The sequence below is a fragment of the Variovorax sp. WDL1 genome (assembly GCF_001541225.1).
Taxonomy (GTDB): domain Bacteria; phylum Pseudomonadota; class Gammaproteobacteria; order Burkholderiales; family Burkholderiaceae_C; genus Variovorax.
This window is the reverse complement of the sequence record NZ_LMTS01000026.1, coordinates 173,753-190,826: the sequence shown is the minus strand read 5'-3', so window position 1 is coordinate 190,826 and position 17,074 is coordinate 173,753. Positions and strand designations below refer to the sequence as shown.

The window sequence follows — 17,074 nt, the reverse complement described above, 5'->3', positions numbered from 1 at the left end:
ATAGGGGGAGAGGCCCATGGGCCGGAATGACACGCAGGCTTTGTCCATTTGGTCCAATGGCGAGCGGGTTGGCACCTGGCTCGTCTCCGGGCGCGGCGCAGATGAGCTCCGGTATAACGACCGTTGGCTCGCGTCCGCAGCAGGCTGCCCGCTTTCGCTTTCCTTGCCGCTCATCCGAGGAGTTGCCCACGAGGGCCCAATCGTTCGGAGCTACTTCGACAACCTCCTTCCAGACAGCACGACCATCCGGGAGCGCCTCGCCCGGCGGTTCAAGACGCAGACCACGGGGGCGTTCGACCTCCTTCAAGCAGTTGGGCGGGACTGCATCGGGGCCATTCAACTCCTAGACGAGGACGAGGTCCCTGGCAACGTCGAGCGCATTGACGGGGTGCCACTTAGCGAGGCCGACGTTGAGCGCCTCCTTCAGCAAATTGGCACACCCGGCGGCCTAGAGGCCGATACCGGCCCGGTTGACGAGCCGCGCACCGCGCTCGCCGGGGCGCAAGAGAAAACCGCGCTTTTGTGGCACGGGGGCCAGTGGCTCCTTCCTCTGGGCTCAACGCCAACCACCCACATCCTGAAGCTGCCCCTTGGCCTGGTGGGACATCGCCAAGCTGACTTCAGCACGTCAGTAGAAAACGAGTGGCTTTGCCTGACCATCCTGGAGGAGTTCGGCGTCCCGGTGCCGAGGTCAAACATCGTGCACTTTGGGGCGCAGAAGGCACTTGAGGTCGAGCGCTTCGACCGCCGTCTCCATCCGTCGGGTCGGTGGCTCCTTCGCCTACCTCAGGAAGACTTCTGCCAGGCGCTTGCCAAGCCGTCCCGCCTCAAGTACGAGGCTGACGGAGGCCCAGGGCTGGTCGACTTGGCCAACGTGCTGCGCCAGTCGGCTCAGGCTAACGAGGACATCGGCACGCTCCTGCGCGCACAGCTGCTTTTCTGGATGTTGGGCGCCCCGGATGGACATGCGAAGAACTTCAGCATTGCGCTACTGGCAGGGGGTCGCTACCGGATGACGCCCGTTTACGACGTCATGTCCATCTGGCCCGTCGAAGGCAAGGGCCCGAACCAGTTTTCCAGACACGACGCCAAGCTCGCGATGGCAATTTCAGGGAAGAACAAGCATTACCGCTTCAAGGACATCCAGCGACGCCACTTCAACGCCATGGCCAGAAAGTGCCACCACGGCCCCGATGCGGAGGCGTTGATTCAAGGCGTTCTGGAGGCTACCCCAGAAGTCATCGAACGGGTCGGCTCTCGTGTGCCACCGGGCTTTCCCTCAGCTGTCACAGACCGCATTCTGGCCGGCCTTTCCCGAGCGGCAAAGGCGCTGGAGGCGATGCAGGGGCGCTAGGCGGTGCCTGACTGCTCACCGGCATGAAAGAAAAGCGGAGTCCAAAAGGACTCCGCTGGAACGGGAGAGACGCTCCGGTCATACGCCGAATGACGCTCCATGATGGTCGCAAAAACCTGCTACAACAGACTGTTCACAGCCATGTCCATCCAGCTCGAAAAACTGCCGTTCGACGACAAGTCCGACCCGCAATCCAGTGCGGACTTGCGTCGGCGCGCCGATTGGATTGCAGGGATGCTCATGGCCCTAGTGCTTCTGGCGTGCGCGTTCGCGTGGCGCGTACAGCCTCAGGAGCCAGTGCCCGCACCGCATCCCCAGACTGTCAGTCACCTTCACCCGCGAATTGCGAGCGTCGCCATGGATTCGGGGGAAAACGGGGCGCTGGAAATCTTGGTCGACCAAGACACGGCCCTGTACGAGGCAAGCGCCGTTACCGACTTGGCAAAAACTGCGATGACGATTTCAGCGGGGCTGAAAAAGTATTTTCCTGAAGCTCGGGCCGACAAGGTGCGATTCATCGGCCGGTGGCCCGTGGCGGGCATGGAGCGTTTCGTGGTCAACACGCGGATGCTTGAGCTGACCTTCAGTTGGGAAGAGCTCATGGCCGACGACTTCGACGCCTCCCTCCCCTTTCAGGAGGTACTCAACCAGGCGGAAGCAGTCGGGTACGCAAAGCCGGAGGACCGAAAGCTCGTTGAAGGCTTCTGCAACGACCCCATCGCCAAGACCGCTGGGCCATTCTGCCGCCGAGCTCTCGACTCAACCCGCGGTTCAGCCGGTGGCCGCGCCGTATAGTTCGCGTTCGCCGCACTCGGAATGGAGGTCCCCGATGAGGAAGCAGTCCGCGCAGGACCGCGAAATCAGGCTTTCGGAGGGCCGGTGTCCGGTTCATGGCTGCGCCATGCACCAGGTGGGCTTGGCAAAGGGCGAACGTCGGCTCATCGTCGGTTGCCCCCGCGGCGACTGTGAGATTCGCGGTACCGCTGAGCGACCCGCAGGCCCGGTAGTCCTCCTTCCGGAGCATGAGCATTTGCTCGCTGGCGAATAGGTCATCCTCGGCCGCCCCCGCGACGCCGCCTACGGCGTTCACCGCAGGGCGGGGCATTCCCGGAATTTCGCGGTGAACGCGCCGCAAAGGAAAACCGCCTCCAGGTCGGAGGCGGCTTGCAATCAGGAAAGGGCCGATTCGGGCGACTCGGCCGGCCAGGTGGCGGCGAGCTCGAGGAACATTGGCTTGAGCTTGTCCGCGAGGGCTTGGCCGGGGCGCTCGCGCTCCCGGTAGCTGTTGTCGACGCTCTGCGACCAGAGTTCGCGGCCGCGGCTGAAAGCCTGTTCTGGTCCCAGTTTGGCAACGTCCTTCAGAAGGCCAAGAGCCATGTGCACCTGGCCACCGGCCCCGGGGATGTCACTGTCCGTGAGCGCCATCTTGAAGCCGCTTGTGCCGTCCAGCTCATTGGCCTCGGCCAGGCTCGCGTACTTGCGCATGATGAGCACCGCGATGGTCACGGGGTGGCCGGGATAGACGGAACCTTCGGGTCCGCAGAGCTCGCGCTCGAGATTTCGCATGTTGGGATGTCCTTGTTGGAGTTGGTCCGCAGTGTAGGAATGCGTCCATGCGCTTGGTGTTGAGCGATTGCGCAGCGCCCTGCAAAATGAACGCATGCCGCGTCCTCAGCGGCGCCGGTCAAAGAAAGAGCTCCCCAGAAAAAGGCCGGGGAGCTGAAATAGGGGTATCAGTCGCTACGTGGCACCGCGTAGATGGCCGCGGTGTCGCGAAGGATGAGCGCCCCCTCTGCGTAGTCGCCATGGTTCTTGACCACTCGTGCCAGGTCGCTGCCTTCCGGTGCGTAGGTACGGTTGGCCCAGCCGATATCGGTGTCTTCGCGGACGAACAGACCCTCGCCCGTCGAGAAGACGGTCAGGAGGTTTTCCTGCGTATCGTTCGACAAGGACACAGCAGGCACGCCACCGTTGATTTCAAGATGCAGCGACAGCACCGGCTTGCCGGGAAAGTCGTCCTCTGCCACCCCTTCCGGCATCACCAAGACCTGGACACCTGAGAGATAGTTCTCGACCCTCACGGTGTACGGCCGCTGCCGCTCCGGGGTGCATTCCTCGTTCGCTGGCTCCTCTGCGAAGAGCCAGTCGTGCATAGTGCGGTCGAGCGCCACAGCGTCCTCGCCCTCGACAGGCGCCTTAGCTGCTTGAGCTTTCGATTCTGCCGCCATGGCTCGGTACGTCGAGAACCCGTGCATTGCTGCCAGGAGTTCGAGCGCCTCAGCGTGAGCGAGCTTTTGCCCGGTCTTTGCCAAGAAGAACTTTTCCAGTGCGCGCGCTGCCGTGCTGGGGTTGATATTTGTTTGCATTCCTGTTTTCCTTTCGGTGCACGAAGGCGCCCGTTCGGGATGGTTGGAGTTCCTCGCATTACCCGGCCCTCGCCTTCGTGCTCAAGGTGAGCAGGAGGTTGAGAGTTGGATTTCCTTGTCCCGGACTTCGCCGTACTGCTTGCGCAGCGCGAGGGGGAGGCGCCAGGGGCCTGCTGCGTATAGCCAGCTGCCGATGCGGCGGCCTATAGGGGCGCAGTCGTCCCAAAATGAAAACGACGCCGGGAGGGCGTCGTTCGAGAAGGGTGCTTAGCTATTAGCCTGCGAAACTCAGAGGCAGTCGTAGAGCGCCTGATATTGGCCAATTGGCAGCAAGGCTTTCGCCTGTGCCAACAGTTCTTCGTAGGCTGCCCGGCGTTCCGTGTAGAGGTCAGGCGGGAGTTCCCCGGCGACGGCCTGGGCATGGGCAATTCGGTCGAACCGCGCAGCCAGGTCGGTTAGGCCTAAGGCACTTGCCGCCGTTGTGTAGGCCTTGCTGTGCCTGTTCACAGCCGTGAGCTTCTCGATTTGGGCGAGGGTTGACCGCTGAAGCACTACGGGAGGGGTCGTGATGGATGCCAATTTTTTCCTTGCGATGTGTTCCTTCGACGTGTAGCGAGGGAAGCTCGTCGACACGACCGCCAGCTCAGGCCGCTTCCGGTGCGCCTTTTATGGGCGCCTGGTGTAAATTCAGCATCTGGCCTGGGTGGCGGCACTTGGGCGAAAGGCCCGTGCTATGCGGCTTCTCACCGGTCGAACGGCTATAAGCGCGAGCCAGGGCGTCCCGTTTCTGCTTGCGTTGTCTTTATGCGGCTGCGCTGCGCCCCAGCGCAATCCCGTATCCGAGGAGGGAACGAACTTGTACCGGGCCTTGCAAGTGGCGGGGCGCGCCGCCGAACCCGCCCGGGACCGATTCGACAAGCTCGCGCGGTCCGCCTGCGCGACGGAGTCGGGCAGCTTGTCCAGCTCGGAGCCGACTCTTGTAACGCTTCACTGGGACCATCCGTTTCCGTTCTGGCACATCGAACGGTACGCGACCTATGCCAAGTGCCACGAGCACCTAGGGAGCGCGTGTACGGGACCGTACTTTGTCAGCAGCGACCGATGGGGAGCTTTGGGCACCGCAGCCGTGTTCGTCGCCTATTACCGGGAGCTGAGCCGGCGCGTGGGTTTTGACGACGGTGAAGTAAGGCTAACGCTGGATGCGCTTGAGCGGGAGGCGTTGCTGCATGCAGACTACGAGGCTACGGGGAAGCCGACGGACCGCGCCTGGGGTGGTCCGTCGGCAAAGCTTCGGTACCAGCTAGCGTCCTCTTGGAACTTTAAGCTCGCAGGCCTGCCTCGAGAGCAGCAGGAGCAGATTCCGGCCCTGAATTTTATGCCCTGCCCTGGAGTTCCCGCGGCGGGCGGGGCCTATGGGTGGAAATATCCGGTTCGCTCTGAGCCGCTTGGCGCCCGGATTCACCTCATCAGCGACTTCGACTTCCGGCTGTGCGAAGCGCGAGGGAAAGAGCAGTGGAACCCGGACTCCTGCGCAGACTGGGAGCTGCTGGCAACCGAATCCACCCGTCTGATTGGCACATACCGCTATATCGCGACGTGGCCGGATGGCAAGGTTTCGCGCCAGACGATTAAGGTTGAGCAGGAGGACCAGAACCCAGTCTTTAAGTAGCGCCGGGCTGCAGGCGCCGCATGCGCGCTAGGGGGCAGTAAAAAAGCCTTCTCGCGCGCGGGCGAGAAGGCTGGGGAATCAGCAGGGGAACGAACGGCGCCGGCAGGCGGCCAGATGGGCCCAGGCTAAGCGCGAGTGACAGCTGGAGCCATGAGCTGCCTTGCGCAGTTCCTGCTTCATGTCTGCAGGGTACTCTTCGCGACCGATGGCGGAGATGCGGTAGTCGGTGATTTCCCGCGGGCGTCCAAAGGTCTGTACATGTGCCTGGTCGAGCAGCTGCCCGTGGAGGGTCGCCAACCGTTCGCTTTCAGCCCGATGCTTGGCCGCCAGGTCGAGATGTTCGGCAGACGACCAGTCCGGGTTCACGCGCTTGAGCACGCGCGCACCGTCGGACGGAAGGCAAGAGCGGAAGACGTCCACTTTTCCGTTGTAGCCGCGAAGCTTCACGGGTTGGTGGTAGGCGGGATGGTCCAGGGATGGCGACAAAGGCAGGGAGTTCATGATGGCCTCAAAGGTAGTTGTGTCTGCCTTCGTATAGCCATGCTCCCCTGTCGCAGCACCGCGCCGGCCAGTCCTTAAAGCTTCTCGATGAGAAGATGGCCCCCTTCGGGCGCTTCGAACGGTTGCCTTCCCGGGCAGACGCCCAGGATGACGAGCTTGTCGCCTCCGTACGAGCTCGCCCGAACCTTCCGGGTCGCAGCGGCTGAAGTCCCCGCGCGCACGTGACAGCAAAAGACTTGCCGCGCAACGTTGTCGAAGGCGAGAACCGTCTGGGTCAGGTGTTGTGCCAGATAAAAGGGGATGTAGTCCGGGCTGCGCGCCGGGTCAATCACGACACGAGGCGCGCAGGTCAACAGCCCGTCGAGGATGCCGAGGCGCAGCCCGTCGACGATTGCATCTTCGCTGTAGGACTTTCCGAGCGTCTTGTGGAGCTCGTCCCAGGTCGCTTGATGCCAATCATCCCCGCGGCCGTCAGAACGGCTCCGCAAGAGCGAGACCAGTACGTCGAGGACCTCGGCAGCGTTGGCAGTGGGCGTAGCCCCTTTGGCCTCAGAGGCGATGAAGAACGCCAGGCCTTGGGACTCGTGGAAGTTGCCAACGTACTCGAAACCGAGGGTTCCATTCTCGATTTTCTCGCGCAAAGCCCTGGAGACCTCTTCGGGAGAGAATGTGGAGGCGAGCTTGCTGCTGATGAGTGTCAGGTTCGCGTGACCGTTGGGGGCAAAGGCCAGCGTTGCCATCAGCTCGTCCGCGAGGATTGGGGCCGGGATGTGGTTGGTGTCCATTTCTTCGTCTGGTTAGTTGGTCTGCCCGGTATAGCGAACGGACCCCCCAACGCTGCCGAGAAACTTCTCCAACGTTCGTTCAGGCGCATTTCGCTGTCGCTTGGACGCCGGACGGCCGAAAGGCGCATGCCATGCGCCTCGGCCCGGCAGGTGCAAATAGGAGAGGAACGGGGCCTACGGCGTCCTCAACAAGTGCGGGAGCGGCTCCATATCGCCTCGGCCCCTCAGGAGGCCTACGCTCTCACCTTGGCAAGCGCCGCTTGAACAACAGGGTTCCACCTCGCATATTCGAAGCTGGATTGCGGGCTGTGGATGCAGACGCGCTCAATGCCAGGCGTTGGCGGCAGCCATTCAGCAAGTCGAGCACCGAGGACCACCATAAGGTCGGGCCGTAGCTGTTCCACGACTTCATAGAATGCCTTTTCTGAACGCCGTTGCAGCGACCGTTCAACAGGCAGCCGGCTATCGTCTCCGACATAGTGTTGGATGTAGTTGGTGAACGCAATGTCTTGCCAAGCTTCACACAAGCACTCCGCGGCAAGGTATCCGCCATTTCGGTTCAGCACGATGTTAGCTACCTTCGTCGGGTAGGCTCGACGCTCGCTGCCAAGGACGTATCGCTCGACGTCGAGAATGACGGCTTCCTGAATAGGCTCTTCGCCCGTGAAGCTGAACATCGACTGTCCAAGGAAAAGGACCTTTGCGCCAAGCCGGCTCTCATCGCCGTAGCGCTTGCCGACCCAGGGCCGAACGGGAGACAACGCACCTTCGTGGGTGTTGGCTGACTTTGCAGCGTTAGGGGCATCGTTAGGTTGAGCCACGGACAAATCTGGGGACTTCGCAATCGCGTGAATGTAGGCTTTCCATCGGTTATGAAGCAATTCGAGTTCCGTGCATTCGGCTTGTGAGAGACAAATCCCTGGGTTCCCCATTAGCCTGCTCGACAGCGCGGACCACCTATGGCCAACGTCGACGAGACCAGCGAACTGGAGGAGCAGGTTATTGAGGCGTGGGTCGTGCTTTCTCTTCGTTGTGCTTGCGGCTGAATCAGCTTCCATTTTGAGTACTCCGGTGCGGTGCGCCACCCCTGAAAGGGGGGCAGCGGTGCTGGGCTGTTGCCCTGCACGCTACTGAAGCGCGGAAATCCAGTTTCAAAGCGGGTAGCTTCAGAAAAACCTTCGGTGGACCGCGTCGATTTAACTGTGAAGGGATTTCGTGAATTTTTCCCTTGACCAGGGCTGTGGGCAACCCAAAAGGTTGTCCTTAGTTGCCACGCGATGTGGCAAGTAGAAGGCCTCTCACTGTCGTGAGAGGCCTATGAAGGGTTAAAACGGCAGGTCCGTTCAGTTGCTTACCAGGCGGCGAGCTCGCCGTGGTCCTCGCGCTCGTAAAAGTCCTCGGGCAGCAATGCGTCGGGCGTGTACAGGAACATGTGCTCGCCGTCCTCGCCCACGGCACGCCAGCATTTGGCGTGCCGTCCGAGGTAGCCGTCGAGGTCCTGGTCCAGATTGCGCTCGAGGCCGACATAGAACGCGCTGGCTCCGCGCCGCAGCGCTGCTTCCATTGCGTTGTAGGCCCAGCCGTCATGCGAGGGGCGGCAGGCCATCATCCAGGTCTTGGCGTCGTAGGGATACGTCTCGGCTTCCATGCGGAGGACCGCCTCGTCCTGTCCTTGGCGCGGCATCAAGTCAATGCCGACCATGTCGAAGCCTCGTGCTCGCGCCTCCACGGGCACCAAGCCGCAGCCGGTACCCGCATCGATGATGCGCAGGTGCTTGTAAGGCGCCAGCGCTTCAAAGAACGCGTCCTTTGGAGTGAAGAAGCGCAGGCTCGGAGCGACTATCTGGCCAAGGGCGTGGTTGCGAAGGTTGCGCATGAAGTCGTTCATTGCTGCTCTCCTTCGCCGGCTACCTTGCCCTTGGTCGGCTCCACCGCTGCCTGGCTTTCCGCTTCCGCCTCCAGCCGCTCGTTGCGCATGCGCTCGAGCTGCTCGTTGACCGTGGGGTCGTCTTCCTCACCGGTAAGGGTGTCCTGGCCCGACAGACCAAGCTGATTCAGCGCCCGGCGTACGCCTTCAATTTGCACGTCCGTCGGCGGGACCGCACCCTTGCTTAGCGCCGTGCTGCCGGTGGTGAGGCTGTAGGCAATGCGCACCAGGGGCAGGCGGCATGCGACTTCGTGCTCGAAAGCTTGGAACGCAAACACGTCCAGGTCCTCGGGCGAGCCTTCCAGCGGGGGTGCCTTGTGCTTAAGTGCGAGCTCCGGATAGAGCAGGGCGGTGATGACGCCGTGCATCCAGCGGTAGCAGAGCGCATGGGTGGTGCCATCGGCTTCCACCACGTAGCCGTACGGGCTGTACTTCGGTTCGATACCGGGCGGTGTAGTCAAAGCGACGTGGCTCAGCGGCAAAGGTTTGTTGTCCAAGTTGTGCTCCTATGAGTTGTCCATAGGAGGTCTAGCGACCGGGCGGCCGTCGGCTGCGCCTATACCGCTAGCCGGCTTGCTTACATCTCGCGCCCGCCTTGCTGTTCCTGGCGCTCCGCGCTGCGCTCTGCCTGCTCTTGGTGGGCAGGCTCGTTGTCGCGAGCGGAACTGCGCTGCACGTCGGTGAGCTCGGAGAGGGCCGACATGAACTGCCGGAACTCCGCGCCCGACATGCATGTCTCGCGGCCAGGCCCTGCGGCGGCCGCGATGGTGGCCACCACCTTCGGGTCCAGGCCCCGCGCGCACGTCTCGCCGTCGTTGAGCTGCTTCTCACTGAATGTAAAAATGGGCGAGTCTCCGGACTGGCGCAGGGCATCCTTCAGGGCGTCGCCGTATGCTTTGAGGGACTTGTCAAGTGCCGTTGCCGCCTGGTCAAGCTGCTGTCGGCCCGATTCCACTGCGTTCTTTACCCCGTGGATGCCTTCCTTGAGACTGCCCGCGAGTGCGCGTGAGCCCTCGACAACCATCTCGTTGCTGGCGGAGAGGCCCCGCATGTCAGATTGAGCGTTGTACTCCTTGAGGGCGCGGGGGTCGTCCGGCGTGACGATGAGCCGGCCCTCGCGGCCGGCGGCGAGGACCGCGTCTCGAATCTCCTCCGAGGTGGCGTCTGCTGGGAGCGCCCGGTAGATTTCCCGTCCGACGCGATTGTTGTGCAGGTCCATCCCGATGTCTCGAGCCGTCTCCAGCGTGGTGTCGTTCTCTCGAACGGCGGCCGCAAGCATCTCGACACCGCGCCCGAGCAGATTCGCGACAGGCGTGCCGAAGGCCTGGGAGGCTCGCACGCTGGAGTATGTGTGCCTGAACGCATCCTCGCCTTTGTAGTGCTGAGCGTTCGGCGGGCTCATGCCCATTGGCTCGGAGGCGGACACCAAGTTGTCCCTGAAGGCCGACTGGTAGGCGGCGAAGGACTCTCGGAGCAAGCCGCTCATTGTGGACATCTGCCGGTTGACGACCGCTCCCGCTGTCGCCTGGGCGCGGTTCTGGGCGGAGACGGGCGGTTTGGTGTTTATGGCGGGCATGGCCGGGACCTCTGGAAGCAGGCAGCGCTGACGATGGCGCACGTCGTCTAGATACTGGTGCCGCGCAATCAAGCAGGCAGCTCCGACTATTGGACGTGCTGCTACCCGGCGGGGAGGGGCCTTGGCGCGAGTCAAGGGACGCGTTGCAGGCTTGCGTTTCGCGCGGTCCGACGCTATGCTTGCGGCGCCCGTCGGCACCGAGCTGTACCCCCCAGCTCAAGCTCAATGACATTGCTGCTCGCAACGCGAGCATCACAACTTCAAGTCCAGGTCGATACGTAAATTGGGGGGTCTAGGCCTGGCAGCACTTGGAGTTTTCATGCCCAAACACGCCCCGGCCACTCAAGCCGCCCTCGACGCGCTCAAGGCGCAGGTTCGAGACCGCTTCCATGATGTCAAGCCCGGTCATCGCACCGAAGCCATTGCAGCGGGTCTCGGGTTCAGGAACTTCGCAGCCCTTGGGTCTCACCTCGATGACCTGGAGCCGCCCTTGCCGGCAATGCAGCCGAATGCGCACAGGATGGCAGCCCGTTTGGCAGAGCTTGGCTATTCGCAGCACAGTTCGCCGCGCATTCCTTTCAGCCACAGCGAGGTCTACGAGTTCGCGTGCCAGGACGGCACTGACCCGAACTGCGCAGGCAGGCTTCGGGAGAAGCTCCCTTACGAGGGGCTTTCGGATGAACAGGTGGAGCAGGTCATCAAGGACCTAGCTGTCGACCTGACTCCTGACGACGTGGACCGCAACCAGCTCGACCTTTCACGAGCTGACCGAGCCGAGCTTGCTGACAGAGGCTTCGTCCGGCTGGCTGTCTCGTTCCGCGTCACCTGCTGCCCGGCCTGCGGAAGCGACGGCTAGCCGACATCGTAGGACTCCCTGCCACCGGCCACGCCAAGGCTGTGGCAGGTACCCCGATAGAGCGCGAGGGCCGCGGCGCCTCCGTGGCACTTTGCGGCCGGCACCACGGCAGCCTCCTGCGCGCATGTTTTTTAGCCCCTCTTGAAAGCGAGCCGACCCTGCACGCCTCCCGGACGGGAGCCATCCTGAGTGCGAAAGGAACCTCCCATGTGTGAAGAGCAACCCCTGGAGCTCGAGCTGCCCCAATGCAGCTATTGGCTGCTGCTGGGCCACCTTGTTGCGGACAGCAACGCCTTTGTAGAACCGGAGGAGGCGCTCCCGCCGGATAGCGAGACGGTCGTCCGATTCCTCGCGAGCTTCTTTAAAGCTGAATACGCGGACCTTCGAGAAGACCTGTCCAACGTGGCCTGGGCGAAGTCCGTGATGGAAGAGGACCAGGCCCGGCGTGAAGGAAAATCCGAGCCGCCAACCGGCGGATAAGGCAGTCGGGCACAGGCACCGCCGGCCGGTGCAGGACTGGCGAGCCAGGCATGGCTACCCGCGTACCTGCCGGCCGCAGTCCCCGTAGCCCATCGGTGCTACCTCGATTGCGCCCAGAACGGGTGAAAGCGCATGAGTGCAGCTGAAGTCGATGCCTGGCTGCAGCCAAGCTCCTGCCTGGCGCTCAACCACCCCCATGGCGACCGCGTCGCCCAGGTCGGAGCCGAATGGCCATGCCCGTCCGCTGTGCGGGTTTACCGCAGCCGAGACCTCGAGCTCACCACGGCCGGCGTCTTTGACGCGGCCGAGGACCGGCTCACCGCTGGGAAGCGCAAATTGAAAGGAGGCACCCCCCTCGTCCGTGCTTAACCAGCGATTGTCGCCAGGGCGCAGCGAGTACAGCTTCTGCCGCAAGCCTTCATTCACCGCGAGGACCATGAGATTGCGGTAGGCCTTCGCTCCAACCGGAGCGTCTGTCAGATATGCGGTCCACGGGCGTGTGTCGACCAGACCAGCACTCGCAAGGTCGAGCCGTTCGAACGCGAAGTCGGGGTCGTGCCCAAGACCGCTCAGTTCAGACAATCGGTCAATGAAGCGGCGCGCGTTCAGGACGATGAACGGTGGGTCGGCTTGCACGGCGTGCTGGTGTGCCAGCAAGGCGGCATGTGAGCGGAACCCCAGCGCAGCCGCAATAGCTTCCGTGCGATGCGAGGAGCTGGTGCCAGAGAATTCGATTCGCAGCGAGTTCTTGAGGCTGCGCAGCGACGATGTAGTAAGACAGAGTGAGGCCAATGGACTTCCAGTCGATGTTTCGGTCGACGACCTCCGATTCCCCGTCGACCCGACTGAGTCGATTCTTGTTCACAAGTTCGATGTCCGCTCTAACCCGGAGGCAGGTTCGGCCCGGACGGCCAGCTCCAGTATATCGGCCAGTGGGCTATACGGGGTTTAAACCGCTCCCGTAGGACATCGTCATGAAATACCTTCAAGCCATCCTCTTTGGCCTGGCAGCTGCCGCCATCCTCACCGTGGTCTGTCGCTTGGCCATCCCGAAGACCGGCAAATCGCTGACCAGAGGTCTCGTTCTGGTACCAACACTGCTGGTCGGCTTCCTTGCGGTCGTGCTCACCCCGAGTGAGACCGGAACGCAATGGGGCATTCGCGAGCCGATGGGACTGCAGTTCATCGACCTCCCCGAAACAGACGCCTTCGCCTACGAGCGAGGACTCGTCGCCACCCCGCGGGGTCTGCCTCTGCCCGCCCTGGCTGGCCAAGTCGTAGCGAAGTACTCGCGTTCGACGAGGCTAACCGCAGAGTGGCAGGGCAACGCCCTGGTTGTGAGCGCTCGCGGGGAAGACGGCTTTCCAGCCAAAATCCAATGCGGAGCTTCTCGTATCGGAGGTTACGCTATTGAGTACAGCCATCCGCAGCCCGTGCCCGCCTGCGCAGGTTAACCCTCCTGTGATTCTGCGACCCTCAACGGAGGGTCGCTTTTCTTTGCGTAAAGCCGGTTGTGCTGGGACGCACCTGCTAAAATGCTCTCCTAAAATGAAACTCTTTGCCCCCGCCATCCGCAAGACTTTAGCCAAGCGGGGCACGCGGTACGCAGCGGTTGGGCTGCTGGGGTTTGTCTTGCCGGTCGCGGCTCTGTGGGCCCCCTCACTTCCCGCGCCGCTCGCTTGGGCCCTGGACCTGGCGGCACATTGGCAGTGGCTCTTTGCCCTGTTCTTCCTGATAGGTGCAGGACTAGCCTGCCCCCACTGGGGCTGGCGCGCTGCCGCTTTCATTCCGCTTGCCGCCATCCCCCTGTTGACAGCCACGTCTGCGCGTGAGGTCTACGCCGCAGCCGGTGCTCCCACCTTCGCCGTGGCATCGGCGAACGTCCACTACTCGAGTGACGACCCCGGCGTGCTGCTGCGCTGGCTCGAAACCGTGGCGGCTGACGCCGTCGTGGTCATGGAGGTCTCGCCGGGCTATGCCGCGGCTTTGCAGACCCAGGCGCAGTTCCCCTACAGCAAGGTCCTTCCCGCTACTGGCCCATTCGGCATTGCCTTGCTCTCACGCAAGCCGTTGAGCAACGTGCAGGTTCGCCAGCTCAGCGCTGGCCCTGACTTCATCACTGCACAAACCGAGTTCCAGGGCAGGGCAGTGACCGTCGTTGCCTTGCACACAATGCCGCCCCTGGCGCCTGAGTACTACCTTCAGCGAGACCGAGACGTCGCGGCAGTGCTTTCCGAGGCCACTGCGCTTGGCGCGCCGGCGGTCGTGGCAGGCGACTTCAACGCTTCGGCCTGGTCAAGTGGGCTGCAGACCGCACAGCGGCTCGGTTTCTTGCGGACGACTTCCCTTGCGCCGACCTGGCACTCGCTCTTCCTCGGTCTCATGGGCATCCCCATCGACCACGTGCTCGCCGACGGTGCCTGGCGGCGGGTCTCCAGTGAGCGGGGGCCGGATGTTGGCTCGGACCACTACCCTGTGGTTGCCAGGCTGGCGCTCGTCCCGCGCTGAGGTCGTGCCGAGCCCCTAGCAGGCTAAGGCCGCGTCATCCGCCGGTAGGCGTTGAAGTGCCGCAGCGCACTTTTTCCGTCGCCCAGCTTGTCACCAAGGCAGCCCAAGTTGAAATGGGCGTCGGCCTGGCTCGGGTCTAACTCGAGGCATCGCTCGTAGTGCTCCACGGCCTCCTCCAGGCGCCCCAGGTCTTCGAGGGCGATGGCCATGTTGAAGTGCAGCAAGGCTGAAGGCGCGCACACCGTCATTGCCTTGGAATAGAGCGCAACTGCTTCGGAGCAGTGCTTAGCCTCGCACATCAACGCCCCGAGGTTGACGTACGCCTCCACGTAGTCAGGCTTGAGCTCCAGGGCTTCCTGGTATGCCTTCGCAGCCTGCCGCGGGTCCGTATCCTCCAGGTCTTCGCCGCGCCTGAACCATTCGCTGGCGCTCGCCTCCGTCTCCCCTCGCTGCGTGCTTGCCGGGCGCCTCATTTCGAGAATGGTGACGCCTCCGTCCACCGGTTCGACCTCGAAGTCCATAAGAAGCTGCCCCGAAGCCGCCTCCCAGCTGGCGCCACGCTCGCGCACCGCGACCTCCGCACCGACGGCCGTGATGCGCATGCCGGTGAGTGGAATCTCGGCCGGCAGCGCGGCCTTGAGCCGTCGCAGCGACGCCAGAATCTTCCTCGGAGGAATCTTGGCCTGGTGCAACTCGTGTGCGGTCCGCAGGAGCATCAGGTCTTGAAAGGTAAAGCGCTGCTCGTTGCGCTTACCCTTGCTGGGCGAAACGAACCCGGCAGCGATGAGCCCCTGAACGACCGTCCGCGGCAGCCCCAGCGTGGTCGAAACCCGCTGGAGGCTGTAATCAGGGACTTGGGATGGCTGGGTCACTTCCTCGAGCGCGCACGGGCCGGCGCCGGCGCGGCCTCCGTCTTGGGCGCGCGCCTTGCGACTTTGCGCTCCTTCACTTCGGGCATGTCCTCATCCTGCGCCGCAGGTTCTTTGCCAGCCGCGCGCTGAGCCGCCTTTGCGGCTGGGCCTTCCAAGCTAGCTTTGAGCATCGAGACCAGGTCAAAGACCTGGGCGCCCGCAGGCTCCTCGGTTCGAGCGGCCGCCACGATTTCCTTGCCGGCAATTTTCTCGTCGATGGCATGGAGAACGCGTTTTTTCTCTTCGTCCTCGAACTGCGTCGGGTCGTAGGTTTCCTGGGAAATCTGCTCGATAAGTTGTAGCGCGAGCTGGAGCTCCGCAGGGGAGACCTGCGCCTTTTCGATGCCGAGTTCCTTCATCGAGCGCACCTCGGCAGCGTACAACAACTGCTGCAGAACCAGACCGTCTTCTGCCGGGCGCACCTGGACCACGTACTGCTTTGCCTTCCAGGACCACTTGGCCAGGGCGCAACGTCCGCTCTGCCGCATGGCCTCGGCCAGAAGCGAATAGGGTTTGCCCCCGCGTTTGTCAGGCGCCAGGTAGTAGGCCTTGTCGTAGTAGATGGGGTCGACCGAAGCCAAGGGCACAAAGGCAACGATATCGATGATGGGGCTGCTACCCTCCTCGAGGGCCTTAAGCTCCTCCGGCTTGAAGAGGACGAAGTTGTCCTTCTCGAACTCATAGCCCTTGACCATTTCAGAACGTGGAACGACCGTCTGGTCCTTCTCGGAGATGTACTGCTGCTTCACCCGCGAGCCGTCCTTTTTCAGCAGGTTGAACCGGACGGCTGCCGCACTCTCCGTCGCGGAGTAGAGCCGCACGGGGATGGAGACAAGGCCGAAGCTGAGGGTGAGCGAGGCAATTGAGCGTGCGGCCATTGTGGGCTCCGAAAAAACGGGTTTCCTACGGCATTGGCCGCAGGAGCCGAATGCTAGCCCCAGCCCCGGCCAGGGGCCAAGCGCGGCGCGCCCGTGGGGTTGTAGGCGCACACCTACCGCAAGAGGGCTTTTCGCGGAAAGTGAGGTGCGCTCTCCCTGATATGCCTTAGGGCAGTTGCGGTCCGCCCCGACCGGGCGCCACCTGGTTTACTCGCCAGGAGGCCGGTCGCCTTCGGTCTCAAAGTTCTGGCGCGCCGCTGCCCGGAGAACCTCGTCAGACTCATGGTCGTACGTCTGGAAGCCCCAGGCCTCTAGGTAGCCGACCAGCTCAGGTCGGGAAGCGCGGTCGATAGCCTCAAGGCTGCGGAGGAGCGGCAGAATCGTCATTGCCGACATTGTCTCCCAGGTCGCCACCTGTCCTCTGAGAGGTGCTGTGCCTAAGGCCTCCGAATTGCCTTCGCGCATCATGCCAGGAGCCGAGGTGCTTCTCGCAAGTCAAAGCGGGGCCCGTCGCGAGCACACCAAGGGAGCTAGTCGTCCAGGTGCCGCGGACGGACCACCGGCGTCGAGTCCTTCAGGTCCTCGGGTGCCGACAGGTCCCAGACGAGATTGCAGGGGAAGACGACCTGGCACGCGGCCTTGATGAGGTTCGGCTGGCTTTTGTCGACCTTTCCGAAGAACGAGAAGACGTCCCTGCCGGAAATTTGCTTAAAAAGTGCGAGCAGGACCATCACCACAAAGAGCCAGAACCACCAGTGGCGGTGAAGTGGCTTGTCGTCTGGCCGTTCGTCTTCCGACATCAGCGCTTCAGGCGTTGGCCGCAATTGGCATGGCCATGCCGAGCGCCGACGCGGCGAGGGCGTTCTCGCCTTCGCTACCTGCGAGCGAATAGCCGCGCTCGAGCAGCCGCCGGGTGTAGTACTTGTTGTACATAAACGCCCAGATGATGCCGATGGCGAGCGCGCCGATGCCGAAGGTCATCAAGCCGATGATGACGGCGATGACGAAGCCGCCGATGAAGGTGAGGAAGTCGCCCCGGAAGAGCGCTGGGAAGAATCCGAAGAAGAGCGTCGTCCATGAGAAGCCGTAAAAGCCATTCTTCATGAGCCCGGTGTCCTTGTGCCGGAGAGCGATTCGAGTTGCCATGGCTGAGTTCCTCTTAGTGTTGTTAGTGTGCTGCCGGCCGTTCGACCCAATTTCTCACGTCGTGCACCAGGGGCAGTCTACGAGCGAGTTCCCGTACCGCCGGCTCGAGGGAGTGGT

The 17,074-nt window shown here is 62.9% G+C and carries 21 protein-coding genes; 7 read left to right on the top strand and 14 right to left on the bottom strand.

Going from position 1 to position 17,074, the window contains the following annotated elements; genetic code table 11:
• Positions 1-16 precede the first annotated feature (16 nt).
• Together APY03_RS04625 and APY03_RS04620 are read left to right on the top strand one after the other, a co-directional pair.
• The gene (locus APY03_RS04625) at positions 17-1,354 is read left to right on the top strand and encodes a type II toxin-antitoxin system HipA family toxin (protein WP_068674373.1); all 1,338 of its coding nucleotides are present in this window, start codon (positions 17-19) and stop codon (positions 1,352-1,354) included.
• 141 nt (positions 1,355-1,495) lie between these two features.
• Entirely contained in the window at positions 1,496-2,149 is a 654-nt protein-coding gene (locus APY03_RS04620; RefSeq protein WP_232324152.1) for a hypothetical protein, read from the top strand.
• 375 nt (positions 2,150-2,524) lie between these two features.
• On the opposite strand, the gene APY03_RS04610 is transcribed toward APY03_RS04620, so the two are convergent.
• The 3 genes from APY03_RS04610 to APY03_RS04600 form a co-directional block, all read right to left on the bottom strand.
• Positions 2,525-2,920 (bottom strand): hypothetical protein, encoded by a 396-nt coding sequence (locus APY03_RS04610; protein ID WP_068674366.1) that lies wholly within the window; start codon positions 2,918-2,920, stop codon positions 2,525-2,527.
• A 167-nt stretch (positions 2,921-3,087) separates the two neighbouring features.
• Positions 3,088-3,720, bottom strand: coding sequence for a hypothetical protein (locus tag APY03_RS04605; RefSeq protein WP_068674365.1), 633 nt, complete (start codon positions 3,718-3,720; stop codon positions 3,088-3,090).
• A gap of 288 nt (positions 3,721-4,008) precedes the next feature.
• The gene (locus APY03_RS04600; RefSeq protein ID WP_146039525.1) at positions 4,009-4,299 is read right to left on the bottom strand and encodes a hypothetical protein; all 291 of its coding nucleotides are present in this window, start codon (positions 4,297-4,299) and stop codon (positions 4,009-4,011) included.
• Positions 4,300-4,846: 547 nt separating this feature from the next.
• On the opposite strand from APY03_RS04600, the gene APY03_RS41205 reads away from it, so the two are divergent.
• A complete protein-coding gene (locus APY03_RS41205) occupies positions 4,847-5,389 on the top strand; it encodes a hypothetical protein (protein ID WP_146039526.1) in 543 nt (180 codons plus the stop codon).
• A gap of 78 nt (positions 5,390-5,467) precedes the next feature.
• On the opposite strand, the gene APY03_RS04590 is transcribed toward APY03_RS41205, so the two are convergent.
• From APY03_RS04590 to APY03_RS04565, 6 genes are all read right to left on the bottom strand, one after another.
• Positions 5,468-5,836 (bottom strand): hypothetical protein, encoded by a 369-nt coding sequence (locus APY03_RS04590; protein WP_198161214.1) that lies wholly within the window; start codon positions 5,834-5,836, stop codon positions 5,468-5,470.
• A gap of 128 nt (positions 5,837-5,964) precedes the next feature.
• On the bottom strand, positions 5,965-6,675 hold the full coding sequence (locus tag APY03_RS04585) for a hypothetical protein (protein ID WP_068674356.1): 711 nt from the start codon (positions 6,673-6,675) through the stop codon (positions 5,965-5,967).
• A gap of 233 nt (positions 6,676-6,908) precedes the next feature.
• Positions 6,909-7,733 (bottom strand): hypothetical protein, encoded by an 825-nt coding sequence (locus tag APY03_RS41200; protein WP_146039527.1) that lies wholly within the window; start codon positions 7,731-7,733, stop codon positions 6,909-6,911.
• A gap of 293 nt (positions 7,734-8,026) precedes the next feature.
• Positions 8,027-8,563, bottom strand: coding sequence for an SAM-dependent methyltransferase (locus tag APY03_RS04575; protein ID WP_068674352.1), 537 nt, complete (start codon positions 8,561-8,563; stop codon positions 8,027-8,029).
• Positions 8,560-9,099 carry a hypothetical protein gene (locus APY03_RS04570; protein WP_068674350.1) on the bottom strand — a complete coding sequence of 180 codons (540 nt, stop codon included), beginning with the start codon at positions 9,097-9,099 and terminating at the stop codon, positions 8,560-8,562. The genes APY03_RS04575 and APY03_RS04570 overlap by 4 nt, the downstream gene beginning before the upstream one ends.
• Positions 9,100-9,179: 80 nt before the next feature.
• Positions 9,180-10,250, bottom strand: coding sequence for a DUF6973 domain-containing protein (locus APY03_RS04565; protein ID WP_102905940.1), 1,071 nt, complete (start codon positions 10,248-10,250; stop codon positions 9,180-9,182).
• A 247-nt stretch (positions 10,251-10,497) separates the two neighbouring features.
• Between APY03_RS04565 and APY03_RS04560 the strand changes: the two genes are divergently transcribed.
• On the top strand, positions 10,498-11,034 hold the full coding sequence (locus APY03_RS04560; RefSeq protein ID WP_068674346.1) for a hypothetical protein: 537 nt from the start codon (positions 10,498-10,500) through the stop codon (positions 11,032-11,034).
• Positions 11,035-11,241: 207 nt separating this feature from the next.
• On the top strand, positions 11,242-11,514 hold the full coding sequence (locus APY03_RS04555) for a hypothetical protein (RefSeq protein ID WP_068674344.1): 273 nt from the start codon (positions 11,242-11,244) through the stop codon (positions 11,512-11,514).
• A gap of 54 nt (positions 11,515-11,568) precedes the next feature.
• On the opposite strand, the gene APY03_RS04550 is transcribed toward APY03_RS04555, so the two are convergent.
• A complete protein-coding gene (locus APY03_RS04550; protein ID WP_068674342.1) occupies positions 11,569-12,306 on the bottom strand; it encodes a hypothetical protein in 738 nt (245 codons plus the stop codon).
• Positions 12,307-12,488: 182 nt separating this feature from the next.
• On the opposite strand from APY03_RS04550, the gene APY03_RS04545 reads away from it, so the two are divergent.
• Positions 12,489-12,968, top strand: coding sequence for a hypothetical protein (locus APY03_RS04545; RefSeq protein WP_068674340.1), 480 nt, complete (start codon positions 12,489-12,491; stop codon positions 12,966-12,968).
• Positions 12,969-13,062: 94 nt separating this feature from the next.
• Positions 13,063-14,022 carry an endonuclease/exonuclease/phosphatase family protein gene (locus APY03_RS04540; protein WP_068674338.1) on the top strand — a complete coding sequence of 320 codons (960 nt, stop codon included), beginning with the start codon at positions 13,063-13,065 and terminating at the stop codon, positions 14,020-14,022.
• Positions 14,023-14,045: 23 nt separating this feature from the next.
• Here the strand turns inward: APY03_RS04540 and APY03_RS04535 are convergent, their stop codons facing one another.
• From APY03_RS04535 to APY03_RS04515, 4 genes are all read right to left on the bottom strand, one after another.
• A complete protein-coding gene (locus APY03_RS04535; RefSeq protein WP_068674336.1) occupies positions 14,046-14,894 on the bottom strand; it encodes a tetratricopeptide repeat protein in 849 nt (282 codons plus the stop codon).
• Entirely contained in the window at positions 14,891-15,811 is a 921-nt protein-coding gene (ku, locus tag APY03_RS04530; RefSeq protein ID WP_068674332.1) for a non-homologous end joining protein Ku, read from the bottom strand. The genes APY03_RS04535 and ku overlap by 4 nt, the downstream gene beginning before the upstream one ends.
• A 530-nt stretch (positions 15,812-16,341) precedes the next feature.
• Positions 16,342-16,611 carry a hypothetical protein gene (locus APY03_RS04520; protein WP_068674328.1) on the bottom strand — a complete coding sequence of 90 codons (270 nt, stop codon included), beginning with the start codon at positions 16,609-16,611 and terminating at the stop codon, positions 16,342-16,344.
• A 7-nt stretch (positions 16,612-16,618) separates the two neighbouring features.
• The gene (locus APY03_RS04515; RefSeq protein ID WP_068674326.1) at positions 16,619-16,957 is read right to left on the bottom strand and encodes a hypothetical protein; all 339 of its coding nucleotides are present in this window, start codon (positions 16,955-16,957) and stop codon (positions 16,619-16,621) included.
• Positions 16,958-17,074: the final 117 nt, after the last annotated feature.